The sequence below is a fragment of the Protaetiibacter mangrovi genome (genome assembly GCF_024752305.1).
Lineage (GTDB): Bacteria > Actinomycetota > Actinomycetes > Actinomycetales > Microbacteriaceae > Homoserinibacter > Homoserinibacter mangrovi.
The window spans coordinates 216762-232009 of record NZ_JANTHX010000005.1 but is presented as its reverse complement, the minus strand read 5'-3'; the positions used below and the strand labels follow the sequence as shown (position 1 = coordinate 232009).

The 15248-nt window shown below is 73.0% G+C and carries 17 protein-coding genes; 10 read left to right on the top strand and 7 right to left on the bottom strand.

Annotated features, from left to right (window positions below; translation table 11 throughout):
* Nucleotides 1–200: 200 nt before the first annotated feature.
* The 4 genes from NUH29_RS05995 to NUH29_RS05980 all read right to left on the bottom strand — a co-directional run bounded on the left by NUH29_RS05995 (nt 201) and on the right by NUH29_RS05980 (nt 4002).
* Nucleotides 201–1682 (bottom strand): amidohydrolase, encoded by a 1482-nt coding sequence (locus tag NUH29_RS05995; protein ID WP_258798121.1) that lies wholly within the window; start codon nt 1680–1682, stop codon nt 201–203.
* A gap of 205 nt (nt 1683–1887) precedes the next feature.
* Nucleotides 1888–2511, bottom strand: coding sequence for an FMN-binding negative transcriptional regulator (locus NUH29_RS05990; protein ID WP_258798120.1), 624 nt, complete (start codon nt 2509–2511; stop codon nt 1888–1890).
* A 31-nt stretch (nt 2512–2542) separates the two neighbouring features.
* The gene (locus NUH29_RS05985) at nt 2543–3514 is read right to left on the bottom strand and encodes an Fpg/Nei family DNA glycosylase (protein ID WP_258798119.1); all 972 of its coding nucleotides are present in this window, start codon (nt 3512–3514) and stop codon (nt 2543–2545) included.
* Between the two features lie 2 nt (nt 3515–3516).
* A complete protein-coding gene (locus tag NUH29_RS05980; RefSeq protein ID WP_258798118.1) occupies nt 3517–4002 on the bottom strand; it encodes a ribose-5-phosphate isomerase in 486 nt (161 codons plus the stop codon).
* Nucleotides 4003–4092: 90 nt separating this feature from the next.
* On the opposite strand from NUH29_RS05980, the gene NUH29_RS05975 reads away from it, so the two are divergent.
* The 10 genes from NUH29_RS05975 (at nt 4093) to NUH29_RS05930 (ending at nt 12850) form a co-directional block, all read left to right on the top strand.
* Complete coding sequence (locus NUH29_RS05975) at nt 4093–4764, top strand: hypothetical protein (RefSeq protein WP_258798117.1); 672 nt, start codon at nt 4093–4095, stop codon at nt 4762–4764.
* Nucleotides 4765–4832: 68 nt separating this feature from the next.
* Nucleotides 4833–7391: an aminopeptidase N gene (gene pepN / locus NUH29_RS05970; RefSeq protein WP_258798116.1), complete on the top strand. Its 2559-nt coding sequence runs from the start codon at nt 4833–4835 to the stop codon at nt 7389–7391.
* A 119-nt stretch (nt 7392–7510) separates the two neighbouring features.
* Nucleotides 7511–8386 carry a DUF2510 domain-containing protein gene (locus NUH29_RS05965; protein WP_258798115.1) on the top strand — a complete coding sequence of 292 codons (876 nt, stop codon included), beginning with the start codon at nt 7511–7513 and terminating at the stop codon, nt 8384–8386.
* Nucleotides 8386–8937, top strand: coding sequence for a GTP-binding protein (locus NUH29_RS05960; protein WP_258798114.1), 552 nt, complete (start codon nt 8386–8388; stop codon nt 8935–8937). Before NUH29_RS05965 ends, NUH29_RS05960 begins: the two co-directional genes overlap by 1 nt.
* Nucleotides 8934–9338 carry a roadblock/LC7 domain-containing protein gene (locus tag NUH29_RS05955; RefSeq protein WP_258798113.1) on the top strand — a complete coding sequence of 135 codons (405 nt, stop codon included), beginning with the start codon at nt 8934–8936 and terminating at the stop codon, nt 9336–9338. Before NUH29_RS05960 ends, NUH29_RS05955 begins: the two co-directional genes overlap by 4 nt.
* Nucleotides 9339–9490: 152 nt before the next feature.
* Nucleotides 9491–10516: a DUF2510 domain-containing protein gene (locus NUH29_RS05950; protein ID WP_258798112.1), complete on the top strand. Its 1026-nt coding sequence runs from the start codon at nt 9491–9493 to the stop codon at nt 10514–10516.
* Complete coding sequence (locus tag NUH29_RS05945) at nt 10516–11073, top strand: GTP-binding protein (protein WP_258798111.1); 558 nt, start codon at nt 10516–10518, stop codon at nt 11071–11073. The genes NUH29_RS05950 and NUH29_RS05945 overlap by 1 nt, the downstream gene beginning before the upstream one ends.
* Nucleotides 11070–11492 carry a roadblock/LC7 domain-containing protein gene (locus NUH29_RS05940; protein ID WP_258798110.1) on the top strand — a complete coding sequence of 141 codons (423 nt, stop codon included), beginning with the start codon at nt 11070–11072 and terminating at the stop codon, nt 11490–11492. The genes NUH29_RS05945 and NUH29_RS05940 overlap by 4 nt, the downstream gene beginning before the upstream one ends.
* Before the next feature lie 42 nt (nt 11493–11534).
* Nucleotides 11535–11894: a hypothetical protein gene (locus tag NUH29_RS05935; RefSeq protein ID WP_258798109.1), complete on the top strand. Its 360-nt coding sequence runs from the start codon at nt 11535–11537 to the stop codon at nt 11892–11894.
* 155 nt (nt 11895–12049) lie between these two features.
* On the top strand, nt 12050–12850 hold the full coding sequence (locus NUH29_RS05930; RefSeq protein WP_258798108.1) for a DUF2510 domain-containing protein: 801 nt from the start codon (nt 12050–12052) through the stop codon (nt 12848–12850).
* Nucleotides 12851–12863: 13 nt separating this feature from the next.
* Here NUH29_RS05930 and NUH29_RS05925 read toward each other — a convergent pair whose 3' ends face one another.
* The 3 genes from NUH29_RS05925 to NUH29_RS05915 are packed head-to-tail and all read right to left on the bottom strand — an operon-like array spanning nt 12864 to nt 15146.
* The gene (locus NUH29_RS05925) at nt 12864–13142 is read right to left on the bottom strand and encodes a metal-sensitive transcriptional regulator (protein WP_258798107.1); all 279 of its coding nucleotides are present in this window, start codon (nt 13140–13142) and stop codon (nt 12864–12866) included.
* 28 nt (nt 13143–13170) lie between these two features.
* Nucleotides 13171–13479 carry a rhodanese-like domain-containing protein gene (locus tag NUH29_RS05920; protein ID WP_258798106.1) on the bottom strand — a complete coding sequence of 103 codons (309 nt, stop codon included), beginning with the start codon at nt 13477–13479 and terminating at the stop codon, nt 13171–13173.
* 11 nt (nt 13480–13490) lie between these two features.
* Complete coding sequence (locus NUH29_RS05915; protein ID WP_258798105.1) at nt 13491–15146, bottom strand: FAD-dependent oxidoreductase; 1656 nt, start codon at nt 15144–15146, stop codon at nt 13491–13493.
* Nucleotides 15147–15248 lie beyond the last annotated feature (102 nt).

The following is a 15248-nucleotide window of genomic DNA, read 5'->3' as shown; positions in this document are numbered from 1 at the left end:
GCCCCCGCATCCCGGGTTCCTCCGTCCCGAATCAAGGACTCGAGCAACCGAAATCAAGGAGCCCGCGTGGCGGGTGTGGCCTGCGTCGACTCCTGAGGCGAGTCGGCGAGTCGGCGTCCTTGATTCGGGTTGCTCGAGTCCTTGATTCGGGATGAACGGATGCCGACCTGAGCGGGGGCCGACGGGTCCGGTGAGCGGCGTCAGGCGTCGGGGCCGTGGGTGCGGACGCCCGCGACGAGGGTCGCGTGCACCGGCAGGGTGCGCAGGGCATCCGGTTCGACGGCGTGCGGATCCGCGTCGAGCACCGTCAGATCGGCGCGACCGCCGACCGCGACCCCCGCGACGCCGCCCCACGAGGCGCGCAGCGCATCCGCGAGAGGAAGCGCCTGTTCCGGATGCCACGGCGCGCGCCCGTCGCGTGAGCGCGTGACGGCGGCGGCGAGCGTCGCCCACGGGTCGAGCGGCGCGACCGGCGCGTCCGAGCCGAGTTCGAGCGCGGCGCCCGCCTCGACGAGCGCCCGATAGGCGAACGCCCGGTCGGTGCGGCCCGCCCAGTGGTGGTCGGCGACGTCGCGGTCGTCCATCGCGTGCTCGGGCTGCACGCTCGCGTGGACGCCGAGCTCCGCGAACCGCGGAACGTCGCCCGGCAGCACGAGCTGCGCGTGCTCGATGCGCGGTGGGAGCCCCGCGGATGCCGGCACGGCGAGCGCCGCGAACGCGTCGAGCGCCTGGGTGACGGCGCGGTCGCCGATCGCATGGATGGTCGGCACGAGCCCCACGGCCAGCGCGTCGCGTGCGACGGCGATCAGCTCGGCGTCGGCGTAGGTGGGCAGCCCCCGGCTCCCGCTGTCCGGATACGGGTCGACGCACCACGCGGTGCGCGAGTTGAGCGCGCCGTCGGTGAAGAGCTTGAACCAGCCGACCGTCGCGAGACCGCCGGTTCCCGGCACGGCGTCGCCCGAGCGCAGGCCGCTCGACGCCACGCGGTCGCGATCGACCGGGTAGACGCCCGCCCGCACCCGGAGCGCGCGCAGGCCGGCGGCCGCGCGGCGGCCCCAGGCCTCGACGGCGCCGCCCATCTCGAGGTCGACGATGCCCGTCACCCCCCGGGCGGCGGCGGCGCGCGCCGCATCCGCCACCCAGCGGTCGAGCATCGGCTCGTCCACCGCGGACAGCCGCACGTTGAGGTCGAACGCCGCCTGCTCGTTGAGCCACCACGCGTCGGCGGGCAGCCCCATGCGTGCGAGCAGCGCCCGGTTCGCCCACACGGTGTGCACGTCGCCGGAGACGAGCGCGACGGCGACGGCTCCGACCTCGAGCAGCTCGGCGCTCGGCGCATCCGGCCAGAGCGCGTCGCGGAAGCCGTAGCCCAGCAGCACCTCGGACGCGTCCCAGCCGGCGTCGACGCGGGCGCGCACGAGCGCCGCGGCCTCGGCCGCGGAACGCGCGCCCGAGAGGTCGAGCCGCCGCGACACCGCCGCCCACTGGCCCACGTGCACGTGGCCGTCCCACAGCCCCGGCATGAGGTAGCGCCCGTCGAGCGGCACGCGCTCGGCACCCTCGCCGTCGAGCCCGGGCCCGACGCCCGCGATCCGCCCGTCGCGCAGCAGCACGTCGACGGGCTCGGATGCGGTGCCGAGGGCGTCGACGACCCGCGCGCCGGTCAGCAGCAACCCCGTCATCCGCTCTCCGATCCCGCACCGCAGCGCACACGCCGACCCGTAGCGCGGCCGGGCACCGACCCGGATCCCGAATCAAGGAGTCGAGCAACCCATATCAAGGACACGGTGTGACGGATGTGCCCTCCTGTGGCGGGAGACGCCTCCCGGGCCACCCGACTCCTTGACTCGGGTTGCTCGACTCCTTGATTTGGGATGAACCGACCCGTCACGCGCGGCGGTCCTCGGCGCGGCGCATCTCGTCGGCGAGCCCCGGGTGCGCGTACGGCCCGTCGCCCGCGAGCGCGTCGATGATCGTGGCGCGCACCTCGTCGGGCTTGTTCTGGCTGAGCTTCGCGCGGGCGTCGAAGCGGGTGACCCGGATGCGCAGGCCGACGGTGCCCTTGGCGACGCGCTCGGCGTACGCCTCGTCGATGTGCAGCGATCGCGGTGCGGGCATGCGCTCCTCGAAGTGGTCGACCAGGCGGTGCAGGATGCGGAAGTTCTCCTCCGCCGACAGGATCTCGGGAACGCCCCAGAGGTGGGCGGTCACGTGGTTCCAGGTGGGGATGAAGTCGCCCTCGGCGTACCAGCCGGGCGAGATGTAGCCGTGCGCGCCCTGCACGATGACGAGCATCTCGTGCCGGCCCAGCTCGTGGGCGACCTCGTCGGGTCGCCCGAAGTGCGACACGAGCGAGATGCTGTCGTCGTCGGTCTCCTCGAGCAGTGTCGCGTAGTGGGATGCGACGAGCCCGTCCGCGGTGTGCGACACGTAGGTGGTCCACGGGTTCTGGCGCACCAGGCGCTTGACCTCGTCGACGTCGGTCAGCAGGTAGTGGGGGGTGTGACGCATCCGGGCTCCTCGGGCGGTCGGAGGTGCGGCCTCAGACCTGGTCGGTCGGGCACCAGTACAGTTTGCGGCCGCCGAGCTCGGTCATCGCGATGGGGGTGCCGCACACGCGGCAGGGCTCGCCGGTGCGGTGGTAGACCCAGTGCCGGTCGTCGCGCGAGGCGAGGGCGCGGGCGTACGCATCCGGGTCGAGGTCGTCCATGGTGAGCATCTGCCCGGTCTCGACGCCGATCCGCAGCAGGTGCACCCAGTCGCGCCAGAGGCCGCGCACGACCTCCTCGGGAACCTCGCGCCCCGGACGGAAGGGGTCGAGCCGGGCCCGGAACAGCAGTTCGGCGCGGTAGACGTTACCGATGCCCGAGACGACCGACTGGTCCATGAGCAGCAGAGCGATCGGCGTCGGCTTCCTCCGCACGACGGCCGTGAAGCGCTCCTCGCCCGCGGCCGCATCGTCGACCATCGGATCCGGACCGAGTTTCGCGATCGTGCGGTCGACCTCCTCGATGGTCTGCACCTCACACGCGGTCGGGCCGCGCAGATCGGCGCAGGCCGTCTCGGTGAGCAGCCGTACCCGCACGGCGCCCACGGGCTCCGGCGGCCACGTCTCGAGCTCCGGCTCGAGCTTCTCGGACTCCGCCATGCGCAGCCGGGTGCGACGCGGCGCCCCGATCGACCAGGGCGAGTCCTCGTGCGCGCCGACGACGGTGCCGCGCTGGTTGGTCTGCCCGATCCTGCCGCCCGCGGATGCCAGGGTGTCATCCACGCTGATGTCGCCCGCGAAGTCCCACGCACCGTAGATGCCGAGGTGCACCCGCAGCCACAGCCCGTGGTCGAACTCGAGGAAGAGCTGCTTGCCGACGGCCTTCGCCTGCACGAGCTCGTGACCGTCGAGCTGCGCCGCGCCCGCGGCGAAGCGCCCCTGCGGGGAGCTCACGGCGACGGGCGACCCCTCGAAGTTGGCCGCGAACTGCCGCGCGATGCGATGGACGGAATGCCCCTCGGGCATGACTACTCGATGCGGTGGCCGACGATGCGGCCGGTGGTCTCGTACTCGGCCAGCTGCGCGATGCGGCGGGCGTGGCGCTCCTCGCCCGAGAACGGCGTCGCGATGAAGCGGTCGATGTAGGCGATCGCCTCCGCGACGGTGTGCTGGCGCGCACCGATCGAGATGACGTTCGCGTCGTTGTGCTCGCGGGCGAGCTGCGCCGTCGAGTCGTTCCAGACGAGCGCGGCGCGCACCCCCTCGACCTTGTTCGCGGCGATCTGCTCGCCGTTGCCCGATCCGCCGAACACCACGCCGAGCGCCTCGACCCCCGAGCGCTGATCGCGCACCACGGCGCGGGCCGCGTCGATGCAGAACGAGGGGTAGTCGTCGAGCGGGTCGTAGCTCTGCGGTCCGTGGTCGACGACCTCGTGGCCGGCGTCGGCGAGATGCTGCTGCAGGGTCCGGCTGAACTCGAGCCCGGCGTGGTCGGTCGCGATGTGGATGCGCACGGGTCGAGTCTAGAAGCCGGCGCCGACCCCCTAGCCTCCGCCGGACAACAGGAGCAGAATCGGGGAGGAGAGAACGGCGAGGTGACCACGATGCGCCAACGCACCCCCTTCATCCCGGATGTCATGCCCCACCTCTCGGCGGGACGACACCGCAACGCGCGCCGCGGCGCCTGCTTCATGGAGTTCGCCTCCTACCTGGCGGGCGAACGGTGGAGCGACCATCCGGCGTGCACCGACCGAACGCTCGCGGCGCTCGCGCGCGGGGTCAACGACCTGGTGGCCGACGACCGGCGCGACGAGCTCGTCGAGCTCATCCCGCGCGTGGTGGGCCTGCGCGGCGGCGACGAGCTCGGACTGATCGTCGCGCTGCGTGCGGCGATCGTCGCGCTGCCGATCGCCAGCATGGAGCGCCAGCGGGTGCTCGCCGCGGGCGCGATCTCGATCTGCGTGCTGCTGGAGCGCCGCGGCATCCCCTCGGCTGCGCTCCGCGAGGAGGCGCACCGGGTGCTCGATCAGGTTCCGGATGCCGCCCGCTGGGCGCACACGCACGTCACGACCGTCTCGACGCGCTTCCCGGGGCTCGACACCATCAGCTGCGAGCTGGTGGTCGCGACGGCCGTCGTGGGCACCGCCCGGGCCTGCGTGGCGGATCCGGACGCGCACCTGCTGCGGATGCTGCACCTCGCGGTCGACGACGTCGAGCGCCTCGTGCGCCCCGCCGCGCCGGTCGAGTCGCGCGTGGTCGATCCCGTCCTGGTCTGAGGGCGCCGGTCGCCGCCAGCGCTTAGGCTGGCAGGCGGACACGATCCGCCATGCCAGAAGGAGCCCAGGTGCCCGGACAGAACCTCACCCGCGTCGAAGCCCAGGAGCGCAAGGCGCTCGTCGAGGTCGAGAGCTACGACGTCGAGCTCGACCTCACCACGAGCGAGACGACCTTCCGATCGACGACGACCGTGCGCTTCACGGCGACCCCGGGCGCGTCGACCTTCATCGACGCCATCACCGCCGAGGTGCACTCGGTGGTGCTCAACGGGGCGGAGCTCGGGGCGGCCGTCGCCGACGGCAGCCGCATCGCCCTCGCGGGCCTGGCGGAGAGCAACGAGCTCGTCGTGGTGGCCGATTTCGCGTACACCAACACGGGTGAGGGCCTGCACCGCTTCGTCGACCCCGTGGACGGCGAGGTGTACCTCTACTCGCAGTTCGAGGTGCCCGACAGCCGCCGCGTGTACACCGTCTTCGAGCAGCCCGACCTGAAGGCGGTCTTCCGCTTCACGGTCACCGCGCCCGCCGCCTGGCAGGTCGTGTCGAACTCGCCGACGCCCGAGCCGCAGCCGGCGGGCGAGGGCACCGCGGTCTGGCGCTTCGCGCCCACCCCGCGCATCTCGAGCTACATCACGGCGCTCGTCGCGGGACCCTACGAGGTCGTGCGCTCCGAGCTCACGAGCTCCGACGGGCGCACCATCCCGCTCGGCGTCTTCGCCCGCAAGTCGCTGTTCGGCTACCTCGACGCCGACTACGTCTTCGACATCACGCGCAAGGGCTTCGCCTACTTCGAGGAGAAGTTCGGCTACCCGTACCCGTTCGCCAAGTACGACCAGCTGTTCGTGCCCGAGTTCAACGCGGGCGCCATGGAGAACGCCGGCGCCGTCACCTTCACCGAGACCTACGTCTTCCGTTCGAAGGTGACCGACGCCATCAAGGAGCGTCGCGTCGTGACGATCCTGCACGAGCTCGCCCACATGTGGTTCGGCGACCTCGTGACGATGAAGTGGTGGAACGACCTGTGGCTCAACGAGTCGTTCGCCGAGTGGGCGTCGACCATTGCCACCGCCGAGGCGACCGAGTGGACCGAGGCCTGGGCGACCTTCCAGGCGATGGAGAAGAGCTGGGCCTACCGCCAGGACCAGCTGCCCTCCACGCACCCGATCGTCGCGCCCATCCGCGATCTGCACGACGTCGAGGTCAACTTCGACGGCATCACCTACGCCAAGGGCGGCTCGGTGCTGAAGCAGCTCGCCGCGACCGTGGGCATCGACGCGTTCTTCGCAGGCGTGGGGGCCTACTTCCGCGCCCACGCGTTCGGCAACACCGAACTGGCCGACCTGCTGCGCGAGCTCGAGGCCAGCTCCGGCCGCGACCTGTCGACCTTCTCGGCGCAGTGGCTCGAGACCGCGGGCGTCAACACCCTGAAGCCCGAGATCGAGACGGATGCGGCCGGCGTGATCACCGCGTTCCGCGTGCGCCAGACGGCGCATCCGGACTACCCGGTGCTGCGCCAGCACCGCATCGCGATCGGCTTCTACGGCTTCGCCTCCGAGGCGGCCGACGCGCCGCTCGTGCGCCTGCACCGCCACGAGTTCGACCTGCTCGCCGACGAGTGGAACGAGGTGCCCGAGCTCGTCGGCCTGCCGAAGCCGGCTCTCGTGCTGCTCAACGACGACGACCTCGCGTACGCCAAGATCCGCATGGACGAGGGCTCGTTCGAGGTGGCGATCGCGGCGCTGTCGCGGATCGCGGACCCGCTCGCCCGCGCCCTGGTGTGGGGCTCGGCCTGGGATTCGACGCGCGACGCCGAGATCGCCGGCCGCGACTACGTGCAGCTCGTGCTCGCGAACATCGGCCCGGAGACCGAGTCGACCACGATGCGCCTCTCGCTCACCCAGCTGCTGCAGACCGCCCGCCTCTACGTCGATCCGGCCACCCGCGAGGCGACCATCCGCGAGGTCGGCGACCGGCTCTGGGAGCTCGCGCAGAGCGCCGAGGCCGGGTCGGATGCGCAGTTCCAGTTCGTGAAGTTCTTCGCGAACATCGCCTCCACCGACGCCCACGCCGCGGCGCTCGCCGGCTTGCGGGACGGCTCGATCGCGCTGGACGGCCTCGAGATCGACACGGATCTGGACTGGGAGCTGCTCGAGGGCCTCGTGCTCGTCGGCGCCGCCGGAGAGACCGAGATCGCGGCCGCGCTCGCGAAGGACGACACCTCGAACGGCCAGCAGTCGGCGGCCCGCGCCCGCGCGACGATCCCCACGACCGAGGCCAAGCGCGCCGCGCTCGAGGCGGCCCTCGAGGATCTGAGCATCTCGAACGTCGTCCTGCGCAACATGGCGCTCGGCTACACGCACACCCTCGACCCGTCGATCCTGAGCCCGCTCGTCGCGCCGTACTTCGACGCGCTCGGGCGGATCTGGTCGGAGCGCACCTACCACGTCGCCGAGTACCTGGTGCACGGCTTCTACCCCGCGACCCTCGCGTCGCAGGAGCTGGTGGATGCGACGCGCGCGTGGCTCGACGCGAACCCGGAGCCGGCGGCCCTGCGGCGCATGGTGGTCGAGGCCCTCGCGGGCGTCGAGCGCGCGCTCACGGCGCAGGAGCGCGACGCCGGAAGGTGAGGCTGGCCCCCTCACGGGGGTTGCCCCGTCGGAGTTCCGCTCGGATATCGTGAGCGGCACAGACCTGCGCAGTTGTCACGCGGGCCGCAGCGAACCCACAACCCGAAAAGCGAACTGCCGTGACCGACACCCAGGTCCGGGCAGGCTGGTATCCCGACCCGCTGGGCATGCCCCAGCTGCGTTGGTGGGATGGCCGATCCTGGACGAGCCACACCTCCACCGCGCGTCACGCGCCGGTGCGGCAGGCTGCGCCCGCTGAGTTCGCGGAACCGGATGAGTCCCGCCCCCGCGCGCGGCACCGTGCCGCCGACCCGGCGGGCGACGACGAGCACGCCGCGCCCCCCGTGCAGCTGGCGAACGGACAGTCCGCGCTGCCCGCCGGCACCGGCGCGGTCCCGGAGCTCGGCTGGGCGGGCGCCGCGCTGACCCTGCACTCGGTCCAGTCGACGCGCGTGCCGATGCTCATCGAGCTCGGCGTGGCCGGCCACCCGACCATCCGCATCGACCCCCGCTCCCAGGCCTACGACTGGCTGCTCGAGCTGGACCGCTTCCCGGAATCCCCGACGGGCGTCGTGGTGTCGGTCGAACTGGTGGGCGACTCGACGCCCTCCCCGTTCGAGCTGCCGGGCAAGAGCCTCGACGAGCTGCTGTGGAAGGTCGGACGGGCCGCGTTCCCGGAGCGCCTCGCGCCCTGGCTCGAGGAGGGCGACGGCTACTGGCTCACCCGCTGGCCGAACTGGACGACGCTGCAGCCCGAGACCGACCACATCCGCCAGACGGCGATGCTCGCCAACACGCTGCTCACGGTCGCCCAGCTCGCCGCGCTGTCCGGGCGCGGTGTCGACACCACCCGCACGCTCGTCAACGCCCTGAGCCTCATGGGCGTGCTCGGCGTCGCCCCCGCCGCGACGCTCGTGCCGCGGGCCGCCACCCCGGAAGCGCTCGGGGAGAACAGTCTCTTCCAGCGACTCCGGCGGCGCTTCCGGATGATCTGATGGCCGAGTACGTCATCCTCTTCGCGGGGCCGATGGGCGCCGGCAAGACCACGGCCATCCGCTCCCTGAGCGAGATCGAGGTGGTCTCGACCGAAGCCGCGAACAGCGAGCCGGGCGCCGTCGACAAGCCGACCACGACCGTCGCCATGGACTACGGCGAGATCGACCTCGACCCCGACATGGTGCGGCTGTACGGGATCCCCGGTCAGGAGCGCTTCGACTTCATGTGGGACATCCTGCGCGAACGGGCGATGGGGCTCATCGTGCTCGTCAACGCCGACGATCCGGAGCCCGAGCGCCACGTGCACGAGCAGCTCACGGCGTTCGCCGAGCTCGCCACCCGCGGCGGGGTGGTGGTCGGCGTCACGCGCTACGACATCCAGCGCACCGACATCGGCGACCGCATCGTCGCCACCGCCCGGGCCGTGCTGCCCGACCGGGTCACGCCCGTGTTCGCCGTCGACGCCCGCGACCAGGAGCAGATGCGCACACTGCTGCTCTCGCTCATCGCCGACATCGAGACCCGGCACGCGTTGGCGGCGGCCCCGTGACCGGGGCGCTGCCTCCCCACCGGGACCCGGCCGTCGTCTCGGCCGCGGTGGCGGCCCTCGCCGGCCTGGCGGCGGTCTGCCGTCCCCTGCGGGCGGCCATCGTGCTCACCGACGACGGCTTCGAGATCGCCCGCATCCCGCGCGGCGCCGACGAGCATCGTCGCCTCGCCAGCATGGCGAGCGCCATGCAGGCCCTCGCGGATGCCGTGGTGCGCGAGCTCCGCATCGGCACCAACCAGCACCTCGTGATCGACGCCTCGGAGGGCGCCGTCGTGGCGCTCCGCGTGGGACACTTGCCGTGCGCCCTCGTGGCGGTGCTCGACGACGGCTTCGTCCCGGACGACGTGGCCGAGATCGGCGCGACCGCCGACGCCCTCGCACGACGGCTGCATACCCCCTGACTGGGGGCGCACGGAACGGGCGTTCTACCCGTCCACGGGGGCTGTACCCCGACCGACCTCGGGATACCGTGAACATGGCGTGACAAGCCGTCGCGTCGACGACCTCTCCGACCGCTGCGTCGCCACAAGCACTCGAGACGAAGAACCGACCCGTGAACGAAGATTCGCAGGTCCAGGCCGGATGGTATCCCGATCCGCTGGGGCTCCCCCAGCTGCGATGGTGGGATGGCATCGCCTGGACGGAGCACACCTCCGACGCACGCCGTCCGCTCATCCCGCAGACGGTGACCTCCGTCGCGTACGCCGAGCCGGAGGAGCCCGAGCCCGCGCCGGCGGTCGCCTTCGCCGAGCCCGAGGAACCGCGGGTCGTGACGCCCACCGCGCCGCCCGCCCACGCGCCCGTCCCGCCCGCACCCGCGCCGGCGGCGCCCGCACCCGCCGCCGCAGCGGCACCCGCAGCGGCGCCGGTCGAGACGCGGACGGCCCCCGCACCCGCCGCCGCCTCGGTGCCGCCGACGACCACGACCGCCACCAAGACCGGGCCGGCCGCCCTCCCCGTCGGCAGCGCCGCCGGTCCGGAGCTCGGCTGGGCCGGCGCCGCCCTGACCCTGCACTCGGTGCAGAGCGCCGCGGTGCCGATGGTGATCGAGATCGAGGTGGCGGGGCATCCGCCGATCCTCATCGACACCCGCTACCAGGTGTTCAGCTGGGACCTCGATCTCGGCTACTTCCCCGCCGCACCGGCCTCGGTCCGCGTCTCGATCGACCTCGTGGAGGCCGGCGGCGCACCCGCGGTCGTGCTGCCCGGCAAGAGCCTCGACACCCTGCTGTGGAAGATCGGTCACGCCGCGTTCCCGGAGCGCACCGCGCCCTGGCTGCACGCGGGCGAGCGCTACCGGCTCACCCGCTGGCCGAACCTCACGACGCTGCAGCCCGACATGGACCAGATGCGCCAGGCGGCCATGCTCTCCAACGGCGCGTTCAGCGTGCAGGAGCTCGCCGCCTACGCGGGTCGCTCTGTCGAGACCACCCGCACCCTGATCAACACCCTGAGCCTGCTCGGCGCGCTGTCCGTGACCGCGCCGGAGGTCGCCGCCGCGACCCCCGCGATCGTGCGCACCGGCCGCGACACCGGCGGCGGGCTGTTCGGCCGTCTGCGGAAGCGTCTGGGGATCTGATGCCCGAGCACGTGATCCTGTTCGCCGGCCCGATGGGCGCCGGCAAGACGACCGCCATCCGCACCCTCAGCGAGATCGACGTCGTCAGCACCGAGGCGGCCAACACCGACCGCCTCCAGGCCGACAAGGACACGACGACCGTCGCTCTCGACTACGGCGAGATCGCGGTCGGGCTCGACGACAAGATCCGCCTCTACGGCGTTCCCGGCCAGAGCCGCTTCGACTTCATGTGGACGATCCTGCAGCAGCGCGCCATGGGCCTCATGCTGCTGATCCACGCCGACGCCCCCAACCCGGTCGTCGCCGTCGGCGACCAGCTGGGCGCGTTCCTCGACCTCGCCAACCGCGGCGGCCTCGTGATCGGCATCACCCGCAGCGAGCTGGGGCCCCGGGACGTCGTCGACCGCGTGCGCACGGTCGCGAGCGCCCTGCTGCCCGAGCGGTCGATCCCCGTGTTCGCGGTGGACGCGCGCGACTACGAGCAGATGCGGACGATGCTGATGGCGCTGATCTCGGATGTCGAGGAGCGAGCGGAAATGATGAGGGCGAGCCGATGAGCGAGACCGAGACCGAGGTGGTGGCGGCCCATCGCGACCCGGTCGTGATCGACGCCTCCATCCGCGCCCTCGCGGGCCTGCGCGAGCTGCTGCCCTCCCTCGTCGGCGCCCTGCTGCTGACCGACGACGGCTTCGAGATCGCGCGCGCCACCCAGCACGGCGGCACCGACGAGCGCCTCGCGAGCATGGCGAGCTCCCTCCAGGCGCTCGGGGAGGCCATCGCGCGCGAGCTCGGCCTCGGCGACTCGGAGTACGCGCTCATCGAGGCCCACCACGGCCGCGTGCTGCTGCGCCGGATCGCGAACCAGCCGATCATCCTCGCGGGGGTCTTCGACGACGACGAGACGGTCGGCAAGGCCATCTCGGTGTCGCGCAAGCTCGCCGACGAACTCAGCGCCGAGCTCGCCTCCGCGCGCTGACCTCAGATTTCCCTCACCCAACCCGAACCCGAAGGAACCGCTGTGTCCAATCTGTCCCAGACCCTCGCCGGGCTGCTGACGGTCGACGGCGCCATGTGCGCCGCCGTCGTCGACAGCGCGTCCGGCATGCTGCTCGCCGAGGCGGGCAGCGGCCTCGACCTCGAGGTCGCCTCAGCCGGCAACACCGAGGTGGTGCGCGCGAAGCTGCGCACCATGAAGTCGCTCGGCCTCGACGACGCGATCGAGGACATCCTCGTGACCCTCTCGAGCCAGTACCACATCATCCGCCCGCTGCGGGCGACCCCCGAGGTGTTCCTCTACCTCGTGCTCGACCGCGCCAAGGCGAACCTGGCGCTCGCGCGCATCAAGGCGAAGGAGGCGGACGCCGGGATCGAGCTCTGATCCCGCGCCGCCGACGCCCCGAGCCCACCCGGCTCGGGGCGTCACCCGTTCGGGGCACGCGCACCCCCTGCGGGTTCCGCTAGCATGTCGTCGGCGCGCCGCGCGCGCTGATCGGCGCCCATCGGCGCCCCTCCCCCTCGACGACGAAGAACCCCGTGACTGACGACCGACAGGTCCCAGCCGGCTGGTATCCCGATCCGCTGGGCCTCCCCCAGTTGCGATGGTGGGATGGCCAGGGCTGGGCCGAGCACACCTCCGAAGCCCGGCGACCGCTTTTCGCGGCGCCCACGCTCACCTTCGCCGACCCCGCCGACGAGGAGACGCTGCCGGAACCGACCCTCGACGAGGTCGCCTCCGCCGGCGAGCCCGGCGTGCCCGCGACCCCGCTGCCGACCGCACCGGCCGGACCCGCCGCGATCACGGCGGGCACCTCGGCTCCCGCCCGCGGATGGGGCGGAGCCGCCCTCACGATCCACTCGATGCGCGCGGCCGGGGTGCCGACCGTGCTCGACGTGGAGATCGCGGGTCACCCGCCGCTCGAGATCGATCTGCGCGACGGCACCTACACCTGGGAGCTCGGTCTCGACCGGTTCCCCGCCGAGCCGGCGTCCGTGGCCGTGGCGGTGCGCATCGTCGACGCCACCGCGCCGGTCCGGACGGGCGCGCGCCCCTCCGTCGACGGGCTGCTCTGGAAGATCGGGTTCGCCGCGTTCACCGACGGCCCCGCACCGTGGGTGCGCTCGGGCGACGCGTACCGGATGCGCCGGTGGCCGGACCTGTCCGGGATGACCCCCGAGACCGATCCGCTGCGTCAGGCCGCGATGCTCAGCAACGGCACGTTCACCGTCGAGCAGCTCGCGGGGTTCACCGGCCGCTCGATCGAGCCGACGCGCGCGCTCATCAACGCGCTGAGCCTCATGGGCGTGCTCGAGATCGTCGAGCCCGCCGCCCGCTGAGGCGCTCAGGCGCTCAGGCGAGCGTCAGGAACAGCTTCTCGAGCTCGGCCACGGTGAGCTCGCCCTCACCGGGCTCCTCCCCCTCGGGGCGCAGCGCGCAGTCGCGCATCGCCCCGGCGACGATCGCGAAGCCGGCGCGATCGAGCGCGGACGACACCGCCGACAGCTGGGTGACCACCGCACGGCAGTCGTCGCCGCGCTCCACGGCGGTGATCAGCGCACGCAGCTGCCCCTCGGCCCGACGCAGCCGGTTCACGACCGCGCGCCGCTCGTCGCCCGCATCCGTGCTCATCGCCTGGCCCTCTCGCCCGCGCAGGCCATCACTCTGCTCCCTGCTCGATCGGGAGGCCCGCCCCGTGCCAGCCGAGGATGCCGCCGATCACGTTGACGGCGTCGATGCCCTGGGCCTCGAGGAACGCGGTCGCCTGGGCGCTGCGTCCGCCGGAGTGGCAGATCACGTACAGGGTGCGGTCGGCGGGCAGCTCGTCGAGGCGCGCCGGCAGCTCCCCGAGCGGGATCAGCTGCGCGCCCGACACGTGGGCCGCCGCGTACTCGTCGGGCTGGCGCACGTCCACGATCGCGGCGGTGGCCCCGAGGGCCGCGAGCTCGGCGGGTTCGATCGAATTCATGTCGTCTCCGTTCAGGCGAGCGCGGGCTCGCCGGTCAGGGCGCGGGCGGCGTGTCCGTCGCGCCAGGTCAGGTAGCCGCCGTCGAGGTTCACGACGTCGATTCCGTGAGCCGCGAGCAGGCTCGCCGCGGTGTGCGCGCCCTGTCCCACCCGGCAGTGCACGATCACGCGGGTGCCGCGCAGCTCGTCCACCCGATCCCGGAGCTGCTCGACCGGGATCCACTCCGCCCCGGGGATGAGCCCCTCCGCGAGCTGCCCCGCCGCGCGCACGTCCACCAGCCGCGCGCCGTCGGCGAGCGCCGCGTCGAGCTCGTGCCACTGGATCGCGCGCTCCCCCGTCCGGCGGTTGTCGGCGACGTAGCCGAGCATGTTCACCGGGTCCTTCGCGGAGCCGAACTGCGGCGCGTACGCGAGCTCCAGCTCGGCCAGGCCGCTCGCGGGGATGCCGCCGCGCATCGCGGTGGCGAGCACGTCGATCCGTCGGTCGACCCCCTCCCGGCCGACGGCCTGCGCCCCGAGGATGCGGTCGTCGACGAGGTCGACGAGGAGCTTCAGCGACAGGGGGACGGCGCCGGGGTAGTAGCCGGCGTGGTGCAGCGGATGGGTGTGGATGACGCGGTGGGGTCGCCCGGCGGCGCGCAGGCGCGCCTCGCTCGCACCGGCCGTCGCGGCGGTGACGCCGAAGGCCTGCACGATGGCGACGCCGATGGAGGCCGGGGCGACGACGCGGTGCCCGGCGAGGGCGTCGGCGACCAGGCGGCCGTGCAGGTTCGCCGGTCCCGCGAGCGGCAGCGACCGCGTGCCGCCGAGCACGGCATCCGTCTTCTCGGCGACATCGCCGACGGCGCGGATCGCCGGGTCGCTCGAGCGGAACTGCTCATCCACGAGCACGCCGCCCGATGCGCCGAGCTCGAGCCCGGCGCGGCGGGCGAGCCACGACTCGGGGCGCACCCCGAGCGCCGCGATGACGAGCTCGGCGGGGAGCACCGATCCGTCGGCGAGCCGCACCGCGTCCTCGTCGATCGCGACGGCCTCGGTGCCGAGATGCAGCGCGACCCCCGCGTCCCGTGCGGCACGGGCCACGGGCTCGGCCATCTCGGGGTCGAAGCCGGTGAGCAGCTGCGGTCCGCGCTGCACGACCGCGACCTCCATGCCCCGGGCGCGCAGGTTCTCGGCGACCTCGAGACCGACGTATCCGCCGCCGAGCACGACCGCGCGTTGCGGGTGGTCGGCGAGCGCGGCCATGATCGCGTCCAGGTCGGTCGTGCTGCGCAGCACGTGCGCCCGCTCGTCCCCCGGGATGCCCGGCCGTACGGCCGCCGCCCCGGTGGCCAGCACGAGCTCGTCGTAGTCGAGGCGCTCGACACCGTCCGGCCCGTGGAGCACGATCGCCCGCGCCGCACGGTCGATCTCGACGACCTCCGTGCGCACGCGCACGTCGAGCGCGAACCGCGCACGCAGGCGCTCGGGCGTCTGGAGGGTGAGCGCCTCGCGATCCGAGATCACGCCGCCCAGGTGGTACGGCATCCCGCACGTCGCGCACGACACCTCGGCGCCGCGCTCGATCACGGTGATGCTCGCCGTCTCGTCGAGGCGGCGCAGCCGCGTGGCGGCCGACATCCCGGCGGCGACGCCGCCGACGATCACGATGCGACGTGTGGTGCTCATGCCCTCACGATATACCCCCGGGGGTATGCCTGGCTGCGGATCCGCTGGGAGCGCGAGAGCTGCGGACGCACCCCGACCCCCGCTCGGGGGTGAGAGCCCGAG